This window comes from Micromonospora sp. NPDC048835, from assembly GCF_040649995.1.
In the GTDB taxonomy this organism is placed as follows: Bacteria; Actinomycetota; Actinomycetes; order Mycobacteriales; family Micromonosporaceae; genus Micromonospora.
The window spans coordinates 255761-271168 of record NZ_JBEZGM010000001.1; the positions used below are offsets into that span (position 1 = coordinate 255761).

A 15408-nucleotide genomic window follows, 5' to 3' on the forward strand; every position below is an offset into this window, starting at 1 on the left:
GGATGTCGGCCGGGTGTTCGTAGCAGCGGGAAAGGTCCATTCGACGACCCTGCGCAGCTTGCCCGGCCCGCAGCCGTGGGCGCTGCCGCGGCGGGCAATCTTCGGCGTGATGGCGGCGTTGCCGCGGCAACCGGCTGCACCTGTGGCGAGGACATGGGCTTCGCCCCGCACGGTGCCGGGCAATCCAGGACTGGAGCCGGTATCCGCGTGACCGGACATCAGCGCGCAACCCGCGGGGGTTCGAATACTCAGGAGGGCTGAGTATTCGTCATCAGGTGGCCGGCTCGACCGACCCCTAGTGTTGCCGCGTGGTGACATTCCTGCGTCGGTGGACCCTGCGGGCCGCGAGCTTCGCCCTGACCTGGCTCTACACCCTCTACCGGATCCATCCGGCGGTGTGGCGGCTCACGGCACGTCAGTACCGTCCATACATGGGCCGCTTCGCCCGGCTACACGCCTGGATGACCTGCCAGTTCGCCGCGATCGACGTGCCCGCGTACGGCGTCTTTCTCCGCCGCCACCACTGGCGGTTCCGCTGGTTCGATCTGTCGTCCTACCCGCCCACCGACAAGCGGTCGTACGTGCAGGCGTACCCGGAGGCGCAGCGCTGTCGGCACGGGCAGATCGAGATCGCCGGCAGCGTGGTCGACGAGTCGTCGGGCTCGTCCGGCCAGCCGTTCAACTGGATCCGCAGCCGCCGCGAGCTGCGCTCGGTGCACAAGAACCTGGCCGGGTACGCGACAATGGTGTTCCCGTCCGAGCGGCGCTTCGTCATCAACGCGTACTCGATGGGCGCCTGGGCCACCGGGACCAACACCGGCATCGCCATGTCGACGATCGCGATGGTCAAGAACACCGGACCCGACCTGCGGAAGATCGTCGACACCCTGTTGTACTTCGGCCCCGGCTTCGACTACATCGTCACCGCCTACCCACCGTTCCTCAAGCACCTGCGCGACCAGCTCGACGCCGATGACTTCCCCTGGGCCGAATACCGCATCAGCGGACTGGTCGGCGGTGAGGGGATGACCGAGGCGCTGCGCGACTACCTTGAGGAGCGCTTCGTCAAGGTGCGCTCCGGCTACGGGGCCAGCGACCTCACCATCGGCATGGCCGGGGAGAGTGACTTCAGCGTCTGGGTCCGCCGACAGCTGCGTACCGACGCCGCGCTGCGGACCGCGCTGCTCGGCGCCGACGAGCACCGGCTGCCGATGGTCTTCCAGTACAACCCGCTGGAGACCTACCTGGAGACCACAGCGGACCACGAGGTGCTCTGCACGATCAACTCCACGGCGGTGCTCAATCCCCGAGTCCGCTACAACATCGGCGACGAGGGCCGGCTGATCTCGTACCCGGATGTCCTGGCCGCGATCGCCGACCCCGCGGCGCGGGCCGCCGCGGACCGTGCCTGGCAGGTCGACCGGATGCGCCTACCACTGCTGTTCCTGTACGGCCGCAAGGACAGCACGATCTCCTATATGGGCGCCAACATCTATCCGCAGGACGTCGAATACGGCCTCTACGCGGGCAATCCCCAGGCGCACCTGCTGCAGAGCTTCTGCCTGGCGGTGACCGAGCAGGCCGACCTGGAGAGCCGGCCGGTGGTCAACCTGCAACTCCGCGAGGGCCTGGCGCTCGACCCCGTGCAGCGGCGAACCCTCACCGACACCTGCCGCGCGGGGGTGTTGCGCCACCTCGCCGAGGTCAGCCGGGACTTCGCCGAGTCCCTCGCCGAGGACCCGTCCGCGGCGGACCTGCGGGTGGAGATCCACGAGTACGGCACCGGCCCGTTCGCCGACGCGGCGTCCAGAATCAAGAACGTCTACCTGGTGAAGGGTGCGCCGGCATGAGGACCACCGACTTCTCCGCCGCTCCCGCGGTGGGCCAGGCGACAGCCATGTTCGTCGGCGCCACCCGTTACCGGGGGCCGCGCTCGATCATTACGCTCACCCGGACCTGGATCCGAATGGTCCGGCAGATGAGACGGATGGACGGATACCGCTGGCACACCGTCTACTACCAGTTCCCGTTCACGCTCGGCACCATCGCCTTCTTCAGCGACCGTGACGCGCTCCTGACGTTCGCCCGCAGCCGCCATCACCGGGATCTCATGTGCTGGGTGACCGATCACGGCACGAAGAACGCGACAGGCGGCTACATCCGCCTCTACAACGCCGAGCCCGAGGGCTACAGCAACGGCATCTGGCGCGCCGAGGGGGACGGCATGGCGCACATAACTACGTTCACGCCGCTCTCGCGTGAGACGTCCGGGCCGCCGGTGCACCGGGCATGAGAGTGGACCCCGTGCAGTCGCGGGCCGACCTGCGCGCATTCGTCGACTTTCCGCTCCGGCTCCACCCGACCGACCGGTACGTACCCCTGGTGTCCTCGGTCATCGCGGCCCACCGGGACGCCGCCGAGCTGTTCGTGGTCCGCGACCGACGCGGCGAGGTCGTGGGACGCACCAGCATGCACCGCAGCGCACCCCTCGACGACAAGATCGGCCCACGACAGTTGTTCGGGCACACCGAGTTCGTCGACGACGACGATGTCTTCACCGCCATCATGGACGCGGTTGCGACCCGCGCCGACGGTCGACACCTGTTCGGGCCGGTGGCCCTGCTGCCCAACCAGACGGGCGGGGTGATCACCTCCGGCTTCGCCGACCGTGGCTTCGTGGACTCGGCGTGGAACCCCCCCTACTACCCCAAAATGTACGAGCGGCACGGCTTCCACCGTCGCTTCGAGGCCGACACCTGGCTGGTCGACCTCGACGGTACGGCCCCGGCTGCTCGGCCCGCTGCCGGTGCTCCGGCCGGAACCGACCACGGTTTCACCTTCGACGATGCTCGGATGGCCGCCGAACGGCTCGTCATCCGGCACGGCTCCCGGTGGCACCTGCGCAGCCAACTGCCGATCCTGCGCCGGATGCTCAACGCGAGCTTCGCGCAGTTGGACTACTACACCGACATCTCCGCCGAGCAACTGGCGGAGCAGACCGACGGCTTGGCGTTCCTACTCGACGAGGCGCTGCTGCTCTGGCTGGAGAAGGCCGGCCGACCCGTCGCGTTCGTCGTCACCGTGCCGGACATCTCCGACTACCTGATGAGCGTCGGCGGTCGGCTTGGCGTAGTCAATCAACTCCGGCTTCTCGCCACCCGCGGCCGGTACCGGCGGGACGCGGTCCTCATCATCAAGGGCACCGTTCCCGATGAGCAGGGCAACGGGTACCTGACGCTGCTGTCCCGGGAGTTGCATCGCAACCTCGCCCGCAACGGCTACCGGACGCTGCGCAGCACCTTCGTCGAGCGGACGAACGTCGCTTCGGCCGCTCAGTACCGGCGCGCGGGTGGGCGGCCACTGCACGGGTACACCTTCTACGAGCGAGGAACAACGGTGTGAGTTGGGTCGAGCAGTTGCGGGCTACCGAGGCGATCTGCCGGCGGGCACCAAGCGCACACAACACGCAGCCGTGGCGACCGGAATACCACACCGATGAGATCACCATCGACGTTGATCCCGCGTGCCGCCTGCCCGACTCCGACCCGACCGGGCGTGACCTGACCCTCGGTATCGGCGCGTTCGTCGAGACATGCCTCATCGTCTCCGCCGAACTCGGCCTCAGCGTCACCGTGGCACCCGGTCCACGACTGGTCCCCGCGGCACACAGGTACGCGACTCCGTTCACGATCGCCGACATCGAGGCCCGCCGGGTCGCCCGTGGTCCATACGCACCCGGGTACGTCGACGACGCCGTCCTCGCCGATCTCGAGCCGGGTATCGCGCACGTCCCCACCCGAGACCTCGTATCGGACCTGGCCGTCGCCGACCGGTGGATGTTCCGCACACCTGCCGTCGCCGTCGAGTTGCGGGACTGGCTGCGTCTCAGTCCACGCCATCCGCGATATCACCTCGACGGACTCACGGACCGGGCGCTCAGCCTGTCCCGGACCGAGGCGCGTGTCCTGTCCGCCGCGCTGCGCGCGTACCCGGTCACCCGCCGACTGGGCCTGCCGGCGCTGCTGGCCGCCAGCGGCCGCGGCCTGTTGCGCTACGACGGCAGCGTCCTGGTCCTCCTCGCCGCCGACGGCGACGACCAGATCACCTCAGGCCGACGTCTGCTGCGTACGTGGCTGGCTCTTGCCCGGCACGACCTGGCGGTCCATCCGCTCAGCCAGCTCATCGACTGCCCCGTGACCGCCGGTCGGCTCGCCGACCGGGTCGCCGGCCAACCGCTCGCCGTGTTTCGCGTCGGCCGACCCTGCATCGCCCCGGTCCGTTCGGCCCGCCGGGGCGAGCGATAGATCACTACGATCGCTAGCCTCGCGCGAGCTTCAGGGTTGCGCTGAGCGTCAACGGCCGTGGGGCATTGGGTTTCGGACACGTTATTTCCACACGAAGCGTGATTCTTCTTCGTGTTTCGAGCGATCCCGGTCCCGTTGGGCGGGGATTTTTGCTGTCATGGCGAGGAAGTTCCCCGCCGGGGTGAGCGGGTAGATCGCGGTTTCGGCTTCGATGGTCCACGCGTGGTGGTCACACACGATGATCATGTTGTTGGTGCCTAGGTAGTTGGCGAGTTTTTCCGGGTCGGGGCTGCGCAGTTCGGGATGGCGACGGTGTAGCCAGCGGTCGTGTCGGATGCGGTCGAGCAGGTGGTCTTCCCGGATGTAGAGGATCGTCGGTTGGGCGGAGGTCCTGGTGCGGGTGCTCGTGTGTCCGTGGCGGCAGCGGTAGCCGGGTCGGCTGTGTATCCAGTGGGAGTCCATGATTCGGCCGCACACGCCGCAGCAGATCACTGCGGCCAACACGTAGCGGCGGGGGATGCCGTCGGCGGGAGTCGGTGCGGTGTGGCTGCCCTACGACTACGGCGCACTCGAACCCGCCATGTCCGGCGAGATCTTGGAGCTGCACCACGACAAGCACCACGCCGCGTACGTCAAGGGCGCCAACGACGGGCTCGACCGGCTCGCCGAGGCCCGTGACAAGGGCGACTACGCGACGCTGGTCGGGTTGGAGAAGACCTGTGCGTTCAACCTGTCCGGGCACGTGCTGCACTCGATCTTCTGGAACAACCTGTCCCCGGACGGCGGCGACCGTCCCGACGGCGAGTTGGCGGCGGCGATCGACGAGCACTTCGGCTCGTTCGACGGGTTCGCCGGTCAGTTGTCGGCGGCGACGAAGGGTGTGCAGGGCTCGGGCTGGGGGGGTTCTGGCCTGGGAACCACTGAGCCGGCGGCTGATCGTGGAGCAGGTCTACGACCACCACGGCAACGTAGGGCAGTGAGCGGGTACACCCCCGAGGCGGCCGAGATCGTCCAGCGCGCCGCCGGGGTCATCGCCGCGAAACACCGCGGTGACCCCGCCGGCGCCGAGGAGTTGATGTCGGCGTTCAGCTCCGGGCAGGCCCGTACCCTCGGCTTCTACCTGCTGGCCGATCTCGCGCTGGGCCTGGTCAAGGCGCAGAGCGGTCAGTCCATGGACGACCTGGTCCGGGAACTGTCCCTGCTCCTGGCCGAGACCGCCCAGTCCCCGCCGGCATGATGGTCCGCTGGGTTCCGCCCACGAGCGGAACCCAGCGGGCAGCCGCAACGCCCACCGCCCACCCGAAGGGGCCCGATGCGCCGGAAGATCGAACACCGTGTCGTGACGATGGACGGGCAGTCGATGATCGCGCTGACAGTGGCCGACTTCGAGCGGCTCGACGCCGCCCGTCGGCAACTCGGTGCCAGTGAGGCCCAGGCGCACCAGCTTCGCCAGCAGTTGAAGGACACCCGACGTCGAGTGGCCCGCCTGGAGGGACTGCTCGCCGCGCCCGTACGTCCCGGGCTACCGGGCGCAGACGCATGCCATCGCTGTCCTCACCCCAGTGACGACTTGGATAGCTGATCAACCCGTCCGGTCTTCCACCTCGTCACCCTTGGCTGAGCGGCGGCGGGCGGATCAGCCGGACGGATGGTCAGCGGCGGCCCGGCCGCCGCTGACCATCGCGCTACCCGGCGGTCAGGCGCCGTAGCGCAGGTAGATCGTGTCGCCGACGGTCACTGTCGTGCCGCGGGTCGCGGTGGCCGGGGTGCCGCCGTCGCGGGACACCTTCCAGGTCGAGGAGCCGCTGTTGGCCAGGCCGTTGATCGAGGTGATGGTGCCGGTGCCACTGGTGGGAAGAAGAGAGGTGACGCAGCCGCTCGGGGTGGCCGAGCCGACGGCGGCGTCCAGCACCGCGCCGAGGGTGGTGGTGGCGGCGGTCGGCGTCAGCGTGACCGCGCACGGCTTGATGCTGCCGCTGCCGTTGTCGACGATCACGGCGAGTCGGGTGGCGGCGCCCGTGGTGAATCCGCTTGCCGCGACCCAGGTGGGCGCGCCGGAGGTGACCGGGGTCGGGGGAGCGGCGGTGTAGCCGGCGCCGGCGAGCGCGCGTACCGCGTCGATGGAGGCGTACGCCGACGGGGTGGTGTTTGTGGGCAGGTACTTGAACCCGCCGCCGCTCAGCTGCTGCGCGCGCAGGAAGTCGATCGGGGTCTTGCCGGCGGTGGTGGTGAAGTCGGTGCCCTGGCTCGGGATGCCGCAGGCGTTCAGGCCGGAGACCGCCCAGGCGGTGGAGTCGGTGTTGACGCCGAACATCGAGCTGAACGCGCCGGATGCGTTGACCAGCTTGCTCTTGAGGAAGTTCTTCGCCTGAACGACGTCGGTGTCGGTGTTCGGGACCCCGGCGGCGCAGAGCGCGGCCATGGCCGCGCCGGTCATGTCGATGTCGCTGGCGGCGGCGAGTTGGGTGGGGTTGCCCTCGGCCTGGGTGAAGGTCCAGCCGCCGTCGTTGTGCTGGTTGTTGCGGATCCGGGTGATCGACAGGTTGAGCAGGGCCTGCGGTACGCGGGCGGCGCCGGACTGGGTCTTCGCACCGGCCAGGGCGAGAGTGCCGAAGACGGTGCCGTTGAAGTTGGCCGGCGGGCCGTAGTAACCGGCCGAGCCGGTCTGCCAGTAGGCGATGGTGTCGGCGATCAGGTTACGGGTGGAGGAGACCCGGGCGGGGTCGATGCCGGCGGCGTAGGCGTTCAGCACCCCACGCTCGTAGTCGGTGACCACCGGCGTGCTGCTCGGCCAGGACGCGGCCGAGAGCTGGTTGCGGTAGACGGTGCGGGCGTTCTTGGTCGTGTCGCCAGAGGGGTAGACGTCCACCGCCGCGACGCCGGCGGGTGCGAACGCGCTGAACGCCCACTCGTTCGACAGTCCGCCGCTGGCGTAGCTGCCGTCGGCGGCCTGCAGTGTGCGCAGGTAGGCGACACCGTTGGTCTTGGCGGTGGCGATCTGCGCCGCGGTCGAGGTCGCGGCGGCGGGCGCTGCACCGGTCGCGACAGCGACGACGGTGGCGATCAGCGCGGTGGCGGGAGCTGTCGCGATTCGTCTCCGGTGGCTGCCGGAGGAGAGGCGTGAGGACATCGGGTCTCCTTGGGGGTACGGGCACGACTGCCTCGACCCGGAGCCCGGGAGGGGCCGGCGGGAGCGGGGCGGGCCGGCCGCAGGACGCGTGGGACGGATACCGCAGGTGCTGCGTCACCACGTGGGTAGTCGGGCTCGGGACGGCGGACCGTCCTCACCGTTGCGCGTCAGCCCCGGATTCCCACCGGGTTCCCCCACGCGATGACGCGGTCACGTTATGGGAGGAAGCCCCTACCGCGCGCTGTTAGGTACATGACACGGTCTTGCGTTGACGAGGTGGTCGCGGGTGTGGTCCGATGGCCGCGATCCAGCAGTCAGGGGAAGCCGGTCAAAGTCCGGCGCTGGCCCGCAGCCGTAGGTCCCATTCTCGGGACGAGTCGGATTACCTGGCTGGATAGAGCACCGCAGCGCCGTCGAGGTACACGGCGCGGAGCCAGATTTCCGGGGCTTGTCCTCGGGGTCCGCGTCCGCGCCTGCGCCGCTAGCCCCCGAGAGAGTCGCCATGTCCCCCCTGGTCAGTCGAACGTCGCGCGTTCCTGCGGCATGGTTGGCGGCCGTCGCCGCAGCGGTGCTCGGCGCGGTGGCGCTGGTGGTGCCGACCCGCGCCGCGCTCGCCGATCCGCTGGAGTCCTGCACCCCGACCCAGGGCGCGATCGTCGCCGTCGACTTCGCCGCCTGGGGCGGACCGGTGTTACGTGGCTGCGACGCCACCCCGACCACCGGCCTGGACCTGCTGCACGAGGCGGGCTTCACCACCACCGGCACCGCCCACGACGGCCCTGGCTTCATCTGCCGGATCGGATCGCCCGACTTCGCGTCCGGTGCCGAACACCCGACACCGGCCGACGAGGCGTGCCAGTTGACGCCACCGGCGTCGGCCTACTGGTCCTACTGGATCGCACCGGCCGGGCAGGACCACTGGACCTACAGTCCACTCGGCGCGATGGCGCAGCGGCCGGGCCCGGGTGAGGTCGAGGCGTGGGTCTTCGGCGGCACCGACATCGGCGGCACCACCGGGGCACCGAGCTTCACCCCCGCGTCAGTGCGCGCGAGCGGCCCGACTCCGACCGCCACCCCGACTCCGACGGCGACCCCGACCTCGACGCCCGTGCCGACGCGACCGACGGAAGCGCAGGTCAAGGCGGTGGCGAGTTACCTGGTGGGGCAGCTCGCCGACGGCGACCACGTCGACAACGGTTTCGTCGACTACTACCGGACCATCGCCGTCGCCACCGCCCTGGCCGGCACCGGTGGGCAGGACCAGACGCTCACCAAGATCGTCGACTATCTGCGGGCGCACGTCGATGGCGCCATCTTCCCGAACGGTGGCACCGCCCCACCCCGAATCGCCAACGTCGCCAGCCTCGCGCTCCTGCTGACCAGCACCAGCGGCGATCCGCGCGCGTTCGGCGACCGGGACCTGATCGCCACGCTCACCGACCGGGTCTGCACCGCGACCGACGCCGACGCCGGCTGCGCCGCCGCCGGTGACTTCGCCGGATCGAGCGATCCGCTGACCCACGCGACCGCCCTGCTCGCGCTCAAGCGCGCCGGCGTCACCCCGCCGGCCTCCACCGTCACCCGCCTGACCGAGCAGCAGTGCACGATCGGAGCCTTCGCCGGTGTCTGGCGCAGCCCCACCGAAGCCTGCGACCCCGACCTCGCAGCCACCACCCTCGCCGTCCTGGCGCTGCACACGCTCGGCGCGCACGACGCGGCGCTCAGTTCGGCCAAGGCGTTCCTGGCCACGGCGCAGGAGCCCGACGGCGGTTACCAGCCGTACACCGGGGCGGGACTGACCGACACCTACTCGACCGGGCACGCCGCGCAGGCCCTCGTCGTGCTGGGCGACGGCGACCGGGCGGCGGCAGCCACCGGCCTGCTGGTCAGCCGGATCGTCCCCGGCGGTGGGCTCAGCCCCGACCCGAGCAACCCGGACGCTGACCTGCCCGCCACCGCCGCTGCGGCGCTCGCGCTGGCCGGCAAGAACCTCGCCGACCTGGGTGAGACGCCGCCACCGGCCGGACCGCGACCCGATCTGGTCAAGGGGGTGTCCTACCTCGTCGCGCCGACGAACCTGATCGACGGCAGGTACTACGAGTCGTTCCCCGGCTTCCCCGACTTCGGGTTGAGCATCGACGGTGCCTACGCCCTGGCCGCCACCGGCGGGGACGACGCCAAGCTGCGGGCGATCGTGGAGTTCCTGCGCGGCGGCGGCGCGGTCGGCGACAACGGCTTCACCGTCGACATGTGGCTGGGCGTCGGCACCGACTACGCCGTCGGCGGCGCGATCGGCAAGATGGCCCTACTGGCCCAGGTCACCGGCTACGACCCCCGCTCCTTCGGTGGACACGACCTGATCGCCGCCCTGAGCGACGTGACCTGCACCAAGACCGACGCGCTCACCGGCTGCGCCGGGGCCGGCAACTACCGGTACGCCACCTCGGTGTTCGGGCAGTCGCTCGGCATCATCGCGCAGCACCGCGCCGGCCAGGGCGAGGCCGCCACCAAGCCGGTCGAGTTCCTCAAGGGACTGCAACGCGCCGACGGGTCCTTCCCCAGCCTCATCCCGGCGGCGGATGCCGACAGGGACGTCGACAGCACGGCGATGGCCGCGATGGCCCTCGCCCTGGCAACCGAGGACCCGTCGGCGGCCGGCGCGGTCGACAAGGCGCTGGCCTGGATCGCCTCGACCCAGAAGGGGCACGGCGGGTTCCCGGGCGCGGCCGGTGACTCCACCAACTCCACAGCGCTCGCGATCCAGGGCCTCACCCTGCGCGGCACCACCTACGCGGGTCAAATCAACAAGGCCCTGGCCTTCCTCGCCAGTCAGCAGAACGACGACGGCGGTTTCAGCGTCGCCGCCGACGGGCAGGCCGGCTCTGACGTGCGCGCGTCCACACAGGTCGTGGGCGGTGCCACCGGCACCTCGTTCGCCACGCTGACCCGCGACGTGCACGGGCTGCCGGGCACGGATCCGACCCCGTTGCCAACCCCGACCCCGTCTGCGACGCCGTCGTCGTCAGCGAGCCCGTCGTCGTCAGCGAGCCCGTCGACAAGCGTGGTCCCGTCGTCGCCGGCCGCCGGAGGGCAGCCGTCGGGCCACCTGCCCCGCACCGGCGCGTCCATCCTGACCATCGCCCTCCTGGCGCTCGTGCTCGTCGTCGCCGGCATCCTGCTGCGGATCTCCGCACGACGGCGCGCGGTGACCGGCGACGGTGGTGTCTCGTGAGGGCCCGCAGGTGGCTGCGGTCGGCCGCGGCCCTATCGATCGTCGCCATGGTGGCGGGGACACCCGTGACCGCGGTGGCCGCGCCGCTGCCGATCGGGCAGTGCACCACATCGTCCGGGGTAGTCCTCGCCGTCGACTTCAGCAAGTGGGGCGGGCCACTCCTGCGCTCCTGCGGCACCACCCCGACCACCGGTTACCAACTACTCAACCAGGGTGGTTGGCGTACCACCGGGACGCAGCACGACGGGCCGGCGTTCATCTGCCGGATCGGCTACGCCGGCCACCAGGGCGGCACCCAGTACCCCACTTCCGCCGACGAGAGGTGCGCTCTCACCCCACCAGCCAGCGCCTACTGGTCGTACTGGCACGCCGACCCGGGGCAGAACACCTGGGTCTACAGCCAACTCGGCGCGATGAGCTACAAACCCAAGCCCGGCAGCGTCGACCTGTGGATCTTCGGAGCGACCGACATCGGCGGCACCCAGGGCCGGCCCACCTTCAGCCCGGACAGCGTCCGAGCCCGCAACAACACGCCGATCGGCACCCCCACCACCGCTCCACCCCCGGCCGCGCCACCCACGGCCCCGCCCGGCGCCGGCAACCCGCCCGCTGCCGGCAACCCGCCGGCACCGGGTAACCCCGGAGTCGGCAACCCCCCACCCGGCCTCCCCCCGACGGGAGCGCCGACATCCGTCCCGATCGGCGGTACGCCGACGCCTCCGACCAGCCCGACGCCTTCAGCAGTGGGAGTGTCGCCCAGGCCGTCGAGCGCGACCCCCGACGGACCCCGGATCCTAAACGCGGCGCCCACCGCGACGGCTGCCCGTCAGGACACCGGCTCGGCGCTGCCGGCACTGATCACCGTCGGCCTGCTCGCCGTCCTCGCCCTGGTCGGCGGTGTCGTCGGCTGGCGGCGACGCCGCACCTGACCCGATGCCCCCGATCCGCACCAATCTCCCGCACCGCCTCGCGGTAGCCCGGCTGCCTCGCCCCCTGCACCCGGTGGCCTGGTGGCTGTGGGCGCTCGCCCTCGCGACCGCCGCGAGCCGCACCAGCAACCCATTGCTGCTGCTGCTCATCTTCGCGGTGCTCGGGTTCGTCGTCACCGTCCGCCGCACCGACGCACCCTGGGCGCGGGCGTTCCGCTACTACCTCTACCTGGCCCTGATCATCATCGCGATCCGGGTGGTGTTCCGGACGGTCTTCGCCTCCGGAATGACCCCCGAGGACCACATCCTGTTCCGGCTTCCGCACCTGCCCACCCCCGACTGGTACGCGGGCATCCAGATCGGCGGTCCGGTCTCCCTGGAGGCGACCCTGTCCGCGGCTGTCGATGGGCTCCGCTTGGCCTGTCTGCTGTGCTGCATCGGCGCCGCCAACAGTTTGGCCAACCCCAAACGCGCGCTGCGGGTCCTTCCCGGTGCGCTCTACGAGTTGGGTGTCGCCGTCACCGTCTCGCTGAGCGTCGCACCGCAACTGGTGGAGAGCGTCCAACGCGTCGCCCGAGCCCGCCGTCTCCGCGCCGGACGGACCAAGGGTTTCGGCGCGCTTCGGGCCATCATGATGCCGGTCCTGCACGACGCCCTGGACCGGTCGCTGCGGCTGGCAGCCGCCATGGACGCGCGCGGCTACGGCCGCGTCGGCACCGCCACACCCGCCTCGCGACGGCTCACCGGAGTCCTCATGCTCACCGGCATGGCGGGCCTGTGCGTCGGCGCGTACGGACTGCTCGACCCAGGGGTTCCCCGCCCCGTCGGGCTCGGCGGTCTCGGCGGCGGCGTGCTGCTCTGCGTGGCCGGGCTCGCCCTTGGCGGGCGTCGCGTCTCCCGCAGCCGGTACCGGCCCGACCCGTGGCAGTGGCCGGAGTGGACGGTCGCTGGCTGCGGCGTCGTCACTGCTGTCGTGCTCAGTGCCGGCACCGGCTACGACCCCGCCGCGGTCAACCCGAGCCTCTATCCGCTGCACTGGCCCAGCCTGCCCGCCCTACCGGCCGCCGCGATCCTCGTCGCCGCCCTCGCCGCGATCGCCGCACCGACACCCCCGCGCCCCCACCGCCCGGAGCCCGAACCTGTGCGAGGCCGCGCCGCCGACACCGCAGGAGCACCGTCATGATCCGCTTCGAGCGCGTCAGTATCACCTACGACGGGGCGTCCCGCCCCACACTGCGCGACGTCGACCTCGACATCGACGAGGGGGAGCTGTGCCTGGTCGTCGGGCACACCGGCGCGGGAAAGTCGACACTGCTCGGTGCGATCAACGGCCTCGTCCCGCACTTCAGCGGCGGCACCCTGCAGGGCAGCGTCCGCGTCGCCGGCCGGAACACCGCCGACCACCCACCCCGCGAGTTCGCCGACCTGGTCGGCGTGGTCGGGCAGGACCCGGTCGCCGGGTTCGTCACCGACACCGTCGAGGAGGAACTGGCGTACGGGATGGAGCAACTCGCCCTCGACCCGGCCGTCATGCGGACCCGGGTGGAGGAGACCCTCGACCTGCTCGGCCTGGCCGACCTGCGCCACCGTGGCCTGCACGAACTCTCCGGTGGTCAGCAGCAACGCGTCGCTATCGGCGCGGCGCTGACCGCCCACCCACGGGTACTGGTCCTCGACGAACCGACGTCCGCGCTCGACCCGACCGGCGCGGACGACGTCCTCGCCACCATCACCCGACTGGTCCACGACCTCGGCGTCACAGTCGTGCTGGCCGAGCACCGACTGGAACGCGTCCTGCCGTACGCCGACCGGCTCATCCACGTCACCCGCGACGGCACCGTCCGCCAGGGCGACCCGGCCACCCTCATCGCCGGCACCACCGTCGCGCCACCCGTGGTCGCACTCGGACGCCTGGCCGGCTGGTCACCGCTACCCCTGTCCGTGCGCGACGCCCGCCGGCACGCGGCCGCCCTACGTGACCGGTTACCCCCGACACCGCCGCGACCACACCGACACTCCCACGGCGACGCCCGCAACGCCCTGACCGCGGCCGGCGTGATCGTCCGCCACGGACCGGTCGTCGCCGTCCGCGGCGTCGACCTGACACTGGTCCGCGGTGAGATCACCGCGCTCATGGGCCGCAACGGATCCGGCAAGTCATCGCTGCTCTGGGCCCTGCAAGGCTCGGGCCGCTGCGACGGCGGCACCATCAGCGTGCCCGACCCGGCGCACGGCGACCTCGACCCAGGCCGGGTCAGCGCCAGCCGGGCCCGCCGACTCGTCGGCCTCGTCCCGCAGACCGCCACCGACCTGCTCTACCTGGACACCGTCGACGCCGAACTCGACCAGGCCGACCGCGACGGCGCCGAACCGGGCACCGCCCGGCGTCTCCTCGACGCCATCGCCGCCGGCATCGACGGCGACAGCCACCCCCGGGACCTGTCCGCCGGGCAGCAACTTGCCCTGGTCCTCGCCATCCAACTCGCCGTCACCCCCGGCGTGCTACTCCTCGACGAACCCACCCGTGGCCTGGACTACCAGGCGAAAGCTGCGCTGACCCGTACCCTCGACGACCTCGCCGCACAGGGCCGCGCCGTCGTCGTGGCCACCCACGACGTCGAGTTCGCCACCACCACCGCCGACCGGGTCGTGGTCATGGCCGACGGTGAGATCATCGCCGACGGCCCCGTCCCGACCGTGCTCACCGCGTCGCCCACGTTCGCCCCGCAGGTCGCGAAGATCCTCGCGCCGCTGCCCTACCTGACGGTCGGGCAGGTCGCCGCCGCCCTCGACAATCCGGAGGTACGCACGTGAGCACGCTGACCGTCGCCGTCCGCGTGCCCGGCCGCGCGGTGCTCGCGATCACCATGGCGTCGTTCCTGGGTTTCGTCGCGTTCCTCTGGCCGTTCGTCGTCGCCCCGGGCACCTTCGGCTCCACCCAGACCCCGCCGCTGATGTTCGGGGTGCTGCTGCTCCTGGTCCTCGCCGTCATCTTCGCCGAGATCGCCGACGGCAGGATCGACGCCAAGGCGCTCGCCATGCTGGGTGTGCTGTCCGCGATCAACGCGGCCCTGCGACCACTCGGCGCCGGCACGGCGGGCATCGAGACGGTCTTCTTCATCCTCGTCCTCGCCGGTCGGGTCTTCGGGCCCGGATTCGGGTTCGCGCTCGGCTGCACGTCACTGTTCGCCTCCGCCCTGCTCACCGGGGGAGTGGGACCGTGGATGCCGTACCAGATGTTCGGCTGCGCCTGGGTCGGCATGTTCGCCGGCCTGCTGCCCAGGGTCCGGGGACGGGCGGAAATCTTCTTGCTCGCCGCCTACGCCGCAGTCAGCGGGTACTTCTTCGGCTTCATGCTCAACCTGTCGTTCTGGCCGTTCTCCCTCGACCCAACCAGCTCAATCGCCTACCAGCCCGGTCTGCCGATGCTGGAACAACTCCACCGGTACCTGACCTTCTTCAGCGTCACCTCGCTGGGCTGGGACACCGGACGGGCGGTCACCACGGCCGTCCTCGTCACCCTCGCCGGACCAGCCGTGCTGGGTGCGTTTCGCCGTGCAGCCCGCCGGGCGCACTTCCAAGCGACCCCGAAGTTCACGAGCGCTGTCACTGACGTGGACGCCAACGCAACGACGAATCGACATGCGTAAGGCAACCAGTTTCGCCCTCCAGGGGACCAGTTGAGGTCTTCGGGCACCGCTCGCAATCATGGTCGCCGTGTGCTGCCCAGTCGCTCTGTGTTTGTCGTTGCCTTCCGCTATGGTCACGCGCGTTCTGACGCACCTTTTGGTGGTTTAGAAATGGGACATGTGT

13 protein-coding genes and 2 riboswitches are annotated in these 15408 nt (G+C 70.7%); of the genes, 11 read left to right on the forward strand and 2 right to left on the reverse strand.

The genetic code is table 11. The annotated features are described in order from the left end of the window. The first annotated feature begins 308 nt into the window (after positions 1 to 308). Genes AB0C15_RS01015 through AB0C15_RS01030 form a run of 4 tightly spaced genes read left to right on the forward strand, consistent with a single transcriptional unit; the run spans position 309 to position 4304 of the window. On the forward strand, positions 309 to 1850 hold the full coding sequence (locus AB0C15_RS01015) for a phenylacetate--CoA ligase family protein (RefSeq protein WP_357347328.1): 1542 nt from the start codon (positions 309 to 311) through the stop codon (positions 1848 to 1850). Further along, positions 1847 to 2293 carry a DUF4188 domain-containing protein gene (locus AB0C15_RS01020; RefSeq protein WP_357347330.1) on the forward strand — a complete coding sequence of 149 codons (447 nt, stop codon included), beginning with the start codon at positions 1847 to 1849 and terminating at the stop codon, positions 2291 to 2293. Before AB0C15_RS01015 ends, AB0C15_RS01020 begins: the two co-directional genes overlap by 4 nt. Continuing rightward, on the forward strand, positions 2290 to 3402 hold the full coding sequence (locus tag AB0C15_RS01025; protein ID WP_357347332.1) for a hypothetical protein: 1113 nt from the start codon (positions 2290 to 2292) through the stop codon (positions 3400 to 3402). Before AB0C15_RS01020 ends, AB0C15_RS01025 begins: the two co-directional genes overlap by 4 nt. Next, complete coding sequence (locus tag AB0C15_RS01030) at positions 3399 to 4304, forward strand: hypothetical protein (protein ID WP_357347334.1); 906 nt, start codon at positions 3399 to 3401, stop codon at positions 4302 to 4304. Before AB0C15_RS01025 ends, AB0C15_RS01030 begins: the two co-directional genes overlap by 4 nt. 81 nt (positions 4305 to 4385) lie before the next feature. Here AB0C15_RS01030 and AB0C15_RS01035 read toward each other — a convergent pair whose 3' ends face one another. After that, positions 4386 to 4766, reverse strand: a complete 381-nt coding sequence (locus AB0C15_RS01035) for a hypothetical protein (protein WP_357347336.1) — start codon at positions 4764 to 4766, stop codon at positions 4386 to 4388. Between the two features lie 55 nt (positions 4767 to 4821). On the opposite strand from AB0C15_RS01035, the gene AB0C15_RS01040 reads away from it, so the two are divergent. Beyond that, positions 4822 to 5541, forward strand: coding sequence for a superoxide dismutase (locus tag AB0C15_RS01040; RefSeq protein ID WP_357347338.1), 720 nt, complete (start codon positions 4822 to 4824; stop codon positions 5539 to 5541). Between the two features lie 75 nt (positions 5542 to 5616). Beyond that, positions 5617 to 5886, forward strand: a complete 270-nt coding sequence (locus tag AB0C15_RS01045) for a hypothetical protein (RefSeq protein ID WP_357347340.1) — start codon at positions 5617 to 5619, stop codon at positions 5884 to 5886. Between the two features lie 114 nt (positions 5887 to 6000). On the opposite strand, the gene AB0C15_RS01050 is transcribed toward AB0C15_RS01045, so the two are convergent. Further along, positions 6001 to 7434, reverse strand: coding sequence for a hypothetical protein (locus tag AB0C15_RS01050; protein WP_357347342.1), 1434 nt, complete (start codon positions 7432 to 7434; stop codon positions 6001 to 6003). 102 nt (positions 7435 to 7536) lie between these two features. Then, a riboswitch (cobalamin riboswitch) is annotated at positions 7537 to 7659 on the reverse strand. Positions 7660 to 7711: 52 nt separating this feature from the next. Next, positions 7712 to 7843: riboswitch (cobalamin riboswitch) on the forward strand. A 93-nt stretch (positions 7844 to 7936) separates the two neighbouring features. On the opposite strand from AB0C15_RS01050, the gene AB0C15_RS01055 reads away from it, so the two are divergent. Genes AB0C15_RS01055 through AB0C15_RS01075 form a run of 5 tightly spaced genes read left to right on the forward strand, consistent with a single transcriptional unit; the run spans position 7937 to position 15245 of the window. Next, entirely contained in the window at positions 7937 to 10666 is a 2730-nt protein-coding gene (locus AB0C15_RS01055) for a prenyltransferase/squalene oxidase repeat-containing protein (protein WP_357347344.1), read from the forward strand. Positions 10667 to 10716: 50 nt separating this feature from the next. Next, positions 10717 to 11595 (forward strand): LPXTG cell wall anchor domain-containing protein, encoded by an 879-nt coding sequence (locus AB0C15_RS01060; RefSeq protein WP_357347346.1) that lies wholly within the window; start codon positions 10717 to 10719, stop codon positions 11593 to 11595. 4 nt (positions 11596 to 11599) lie between these two features. Beyond that, complete coding sequence (locus AB0C15_RS01065) at positions 11600 to 12778, forward strand: CbiQ family ECF transporter T component (RefSeq protein ID WP_357347348.1); 1179 nt, start codon at positions 11600 to 11602, stop codon at positions 12776 to 12778. Next, positions 12775 to 14409: an ATP-binding cassette domain-containing protein gene (locus tag AB0C15_RS01070; RefSeq protein WP_357347350.1), complete on the forward strand. Its 1635-nt coding sequence runs from the start codon at positions 12775 to 12777 to the stop codon at positions 14407 to 14409. Before AB0C15_RS01065 ends, AB0C15_RS01070 begins: the two co-directional genes overlap by 4 nt. Further along, the gene (locus AB0C15_RS01075; protein ID WP_357347352.1) at positions 14406 to 15245 is read left to right on the forward strand and encodes an ECF transporter S component; all 840 of its coding nucleotides are present in this window, start codon (positions 14406 to 14408) and stop codon (positions 15243 to 15245) included. The genes AB0C15_RS01070 and AB0C15_RS01075 overlap by 4 nt, the downstream gene beginning before the upstream one ends. The last annotated feature ends 163 nt before the right edge of the window (positions 15246 to 15408 follow it).

Excerpts from the sequence above, each read along its gene's own strand:
- AB0C15_RS01020 (WP_357347330.1), top strand. The coding sequence starts at position 1,847 with ATGAGGACCACCGACTTCTCCGCCGCTCCCGCGGTGGGCCAGGCGACA.
- AB0C15_RS01025 (WP_357347332.1), top strand. The coding sequence starts at position 2,290 with ATGAGAGTGGACCCCGTGCAGTCGCGGGCCGACCTGCGCGCATTCGTC.
- AB0C15_RS01035 (WP_357347336.1), bottom strand. The coding sequence starts at position 4,766 with ATGGACTCCCACTGGATACACAGCCGACCCGGCTACCGCTGCCGCCAC.
- AB0C15_RS01040 (WP_357347338.1), top strand. The coding sequence starts at position 4,822 with ATGCCGTCGGCGGGAGTCGGTGCGGTGTGGCTGCCCTACGACTACGGC.
- AB0C15_RS01045 (WP_357347340.1), top strand. The coding sequence starts at position 5,617 with ATGCGCCGGAAGATCGAACACCGTGTCGTGACGATGGACGGGCAGTCG.
- AB0C15_RS01050 (WP_357347342.1), bottom strand. The coding sequence starts at position 7,434 with ATGTCCTCACGCCTCTCCTCCGGCAGCCACCGGAGACGAATCGCGACA.
- AB0C15_RS01055 (WP_357347344.1), top strand. The coding sequence starts at position 7,937 with ATGTCCCCCCTGGTCAGTCGAACGTCGCGCGTTCCTGCGGCATGGTTG.
- AB0C15_RS01065 (WP_357347348.1), top strand. The coding sequence starts at position 11,600 with ATGCCCCCGATCCGCACCAATCTCCCGCACCGCCTCGCGGTAGCCCGG.
- AB0C15_RS01070 (WP_357347350.1), top strand. The coding sequence starts at position 12,775 with ATGATCCGCTTCGAGCGCGTCAGTATCACCTACGACGGGGCGTCCCGC.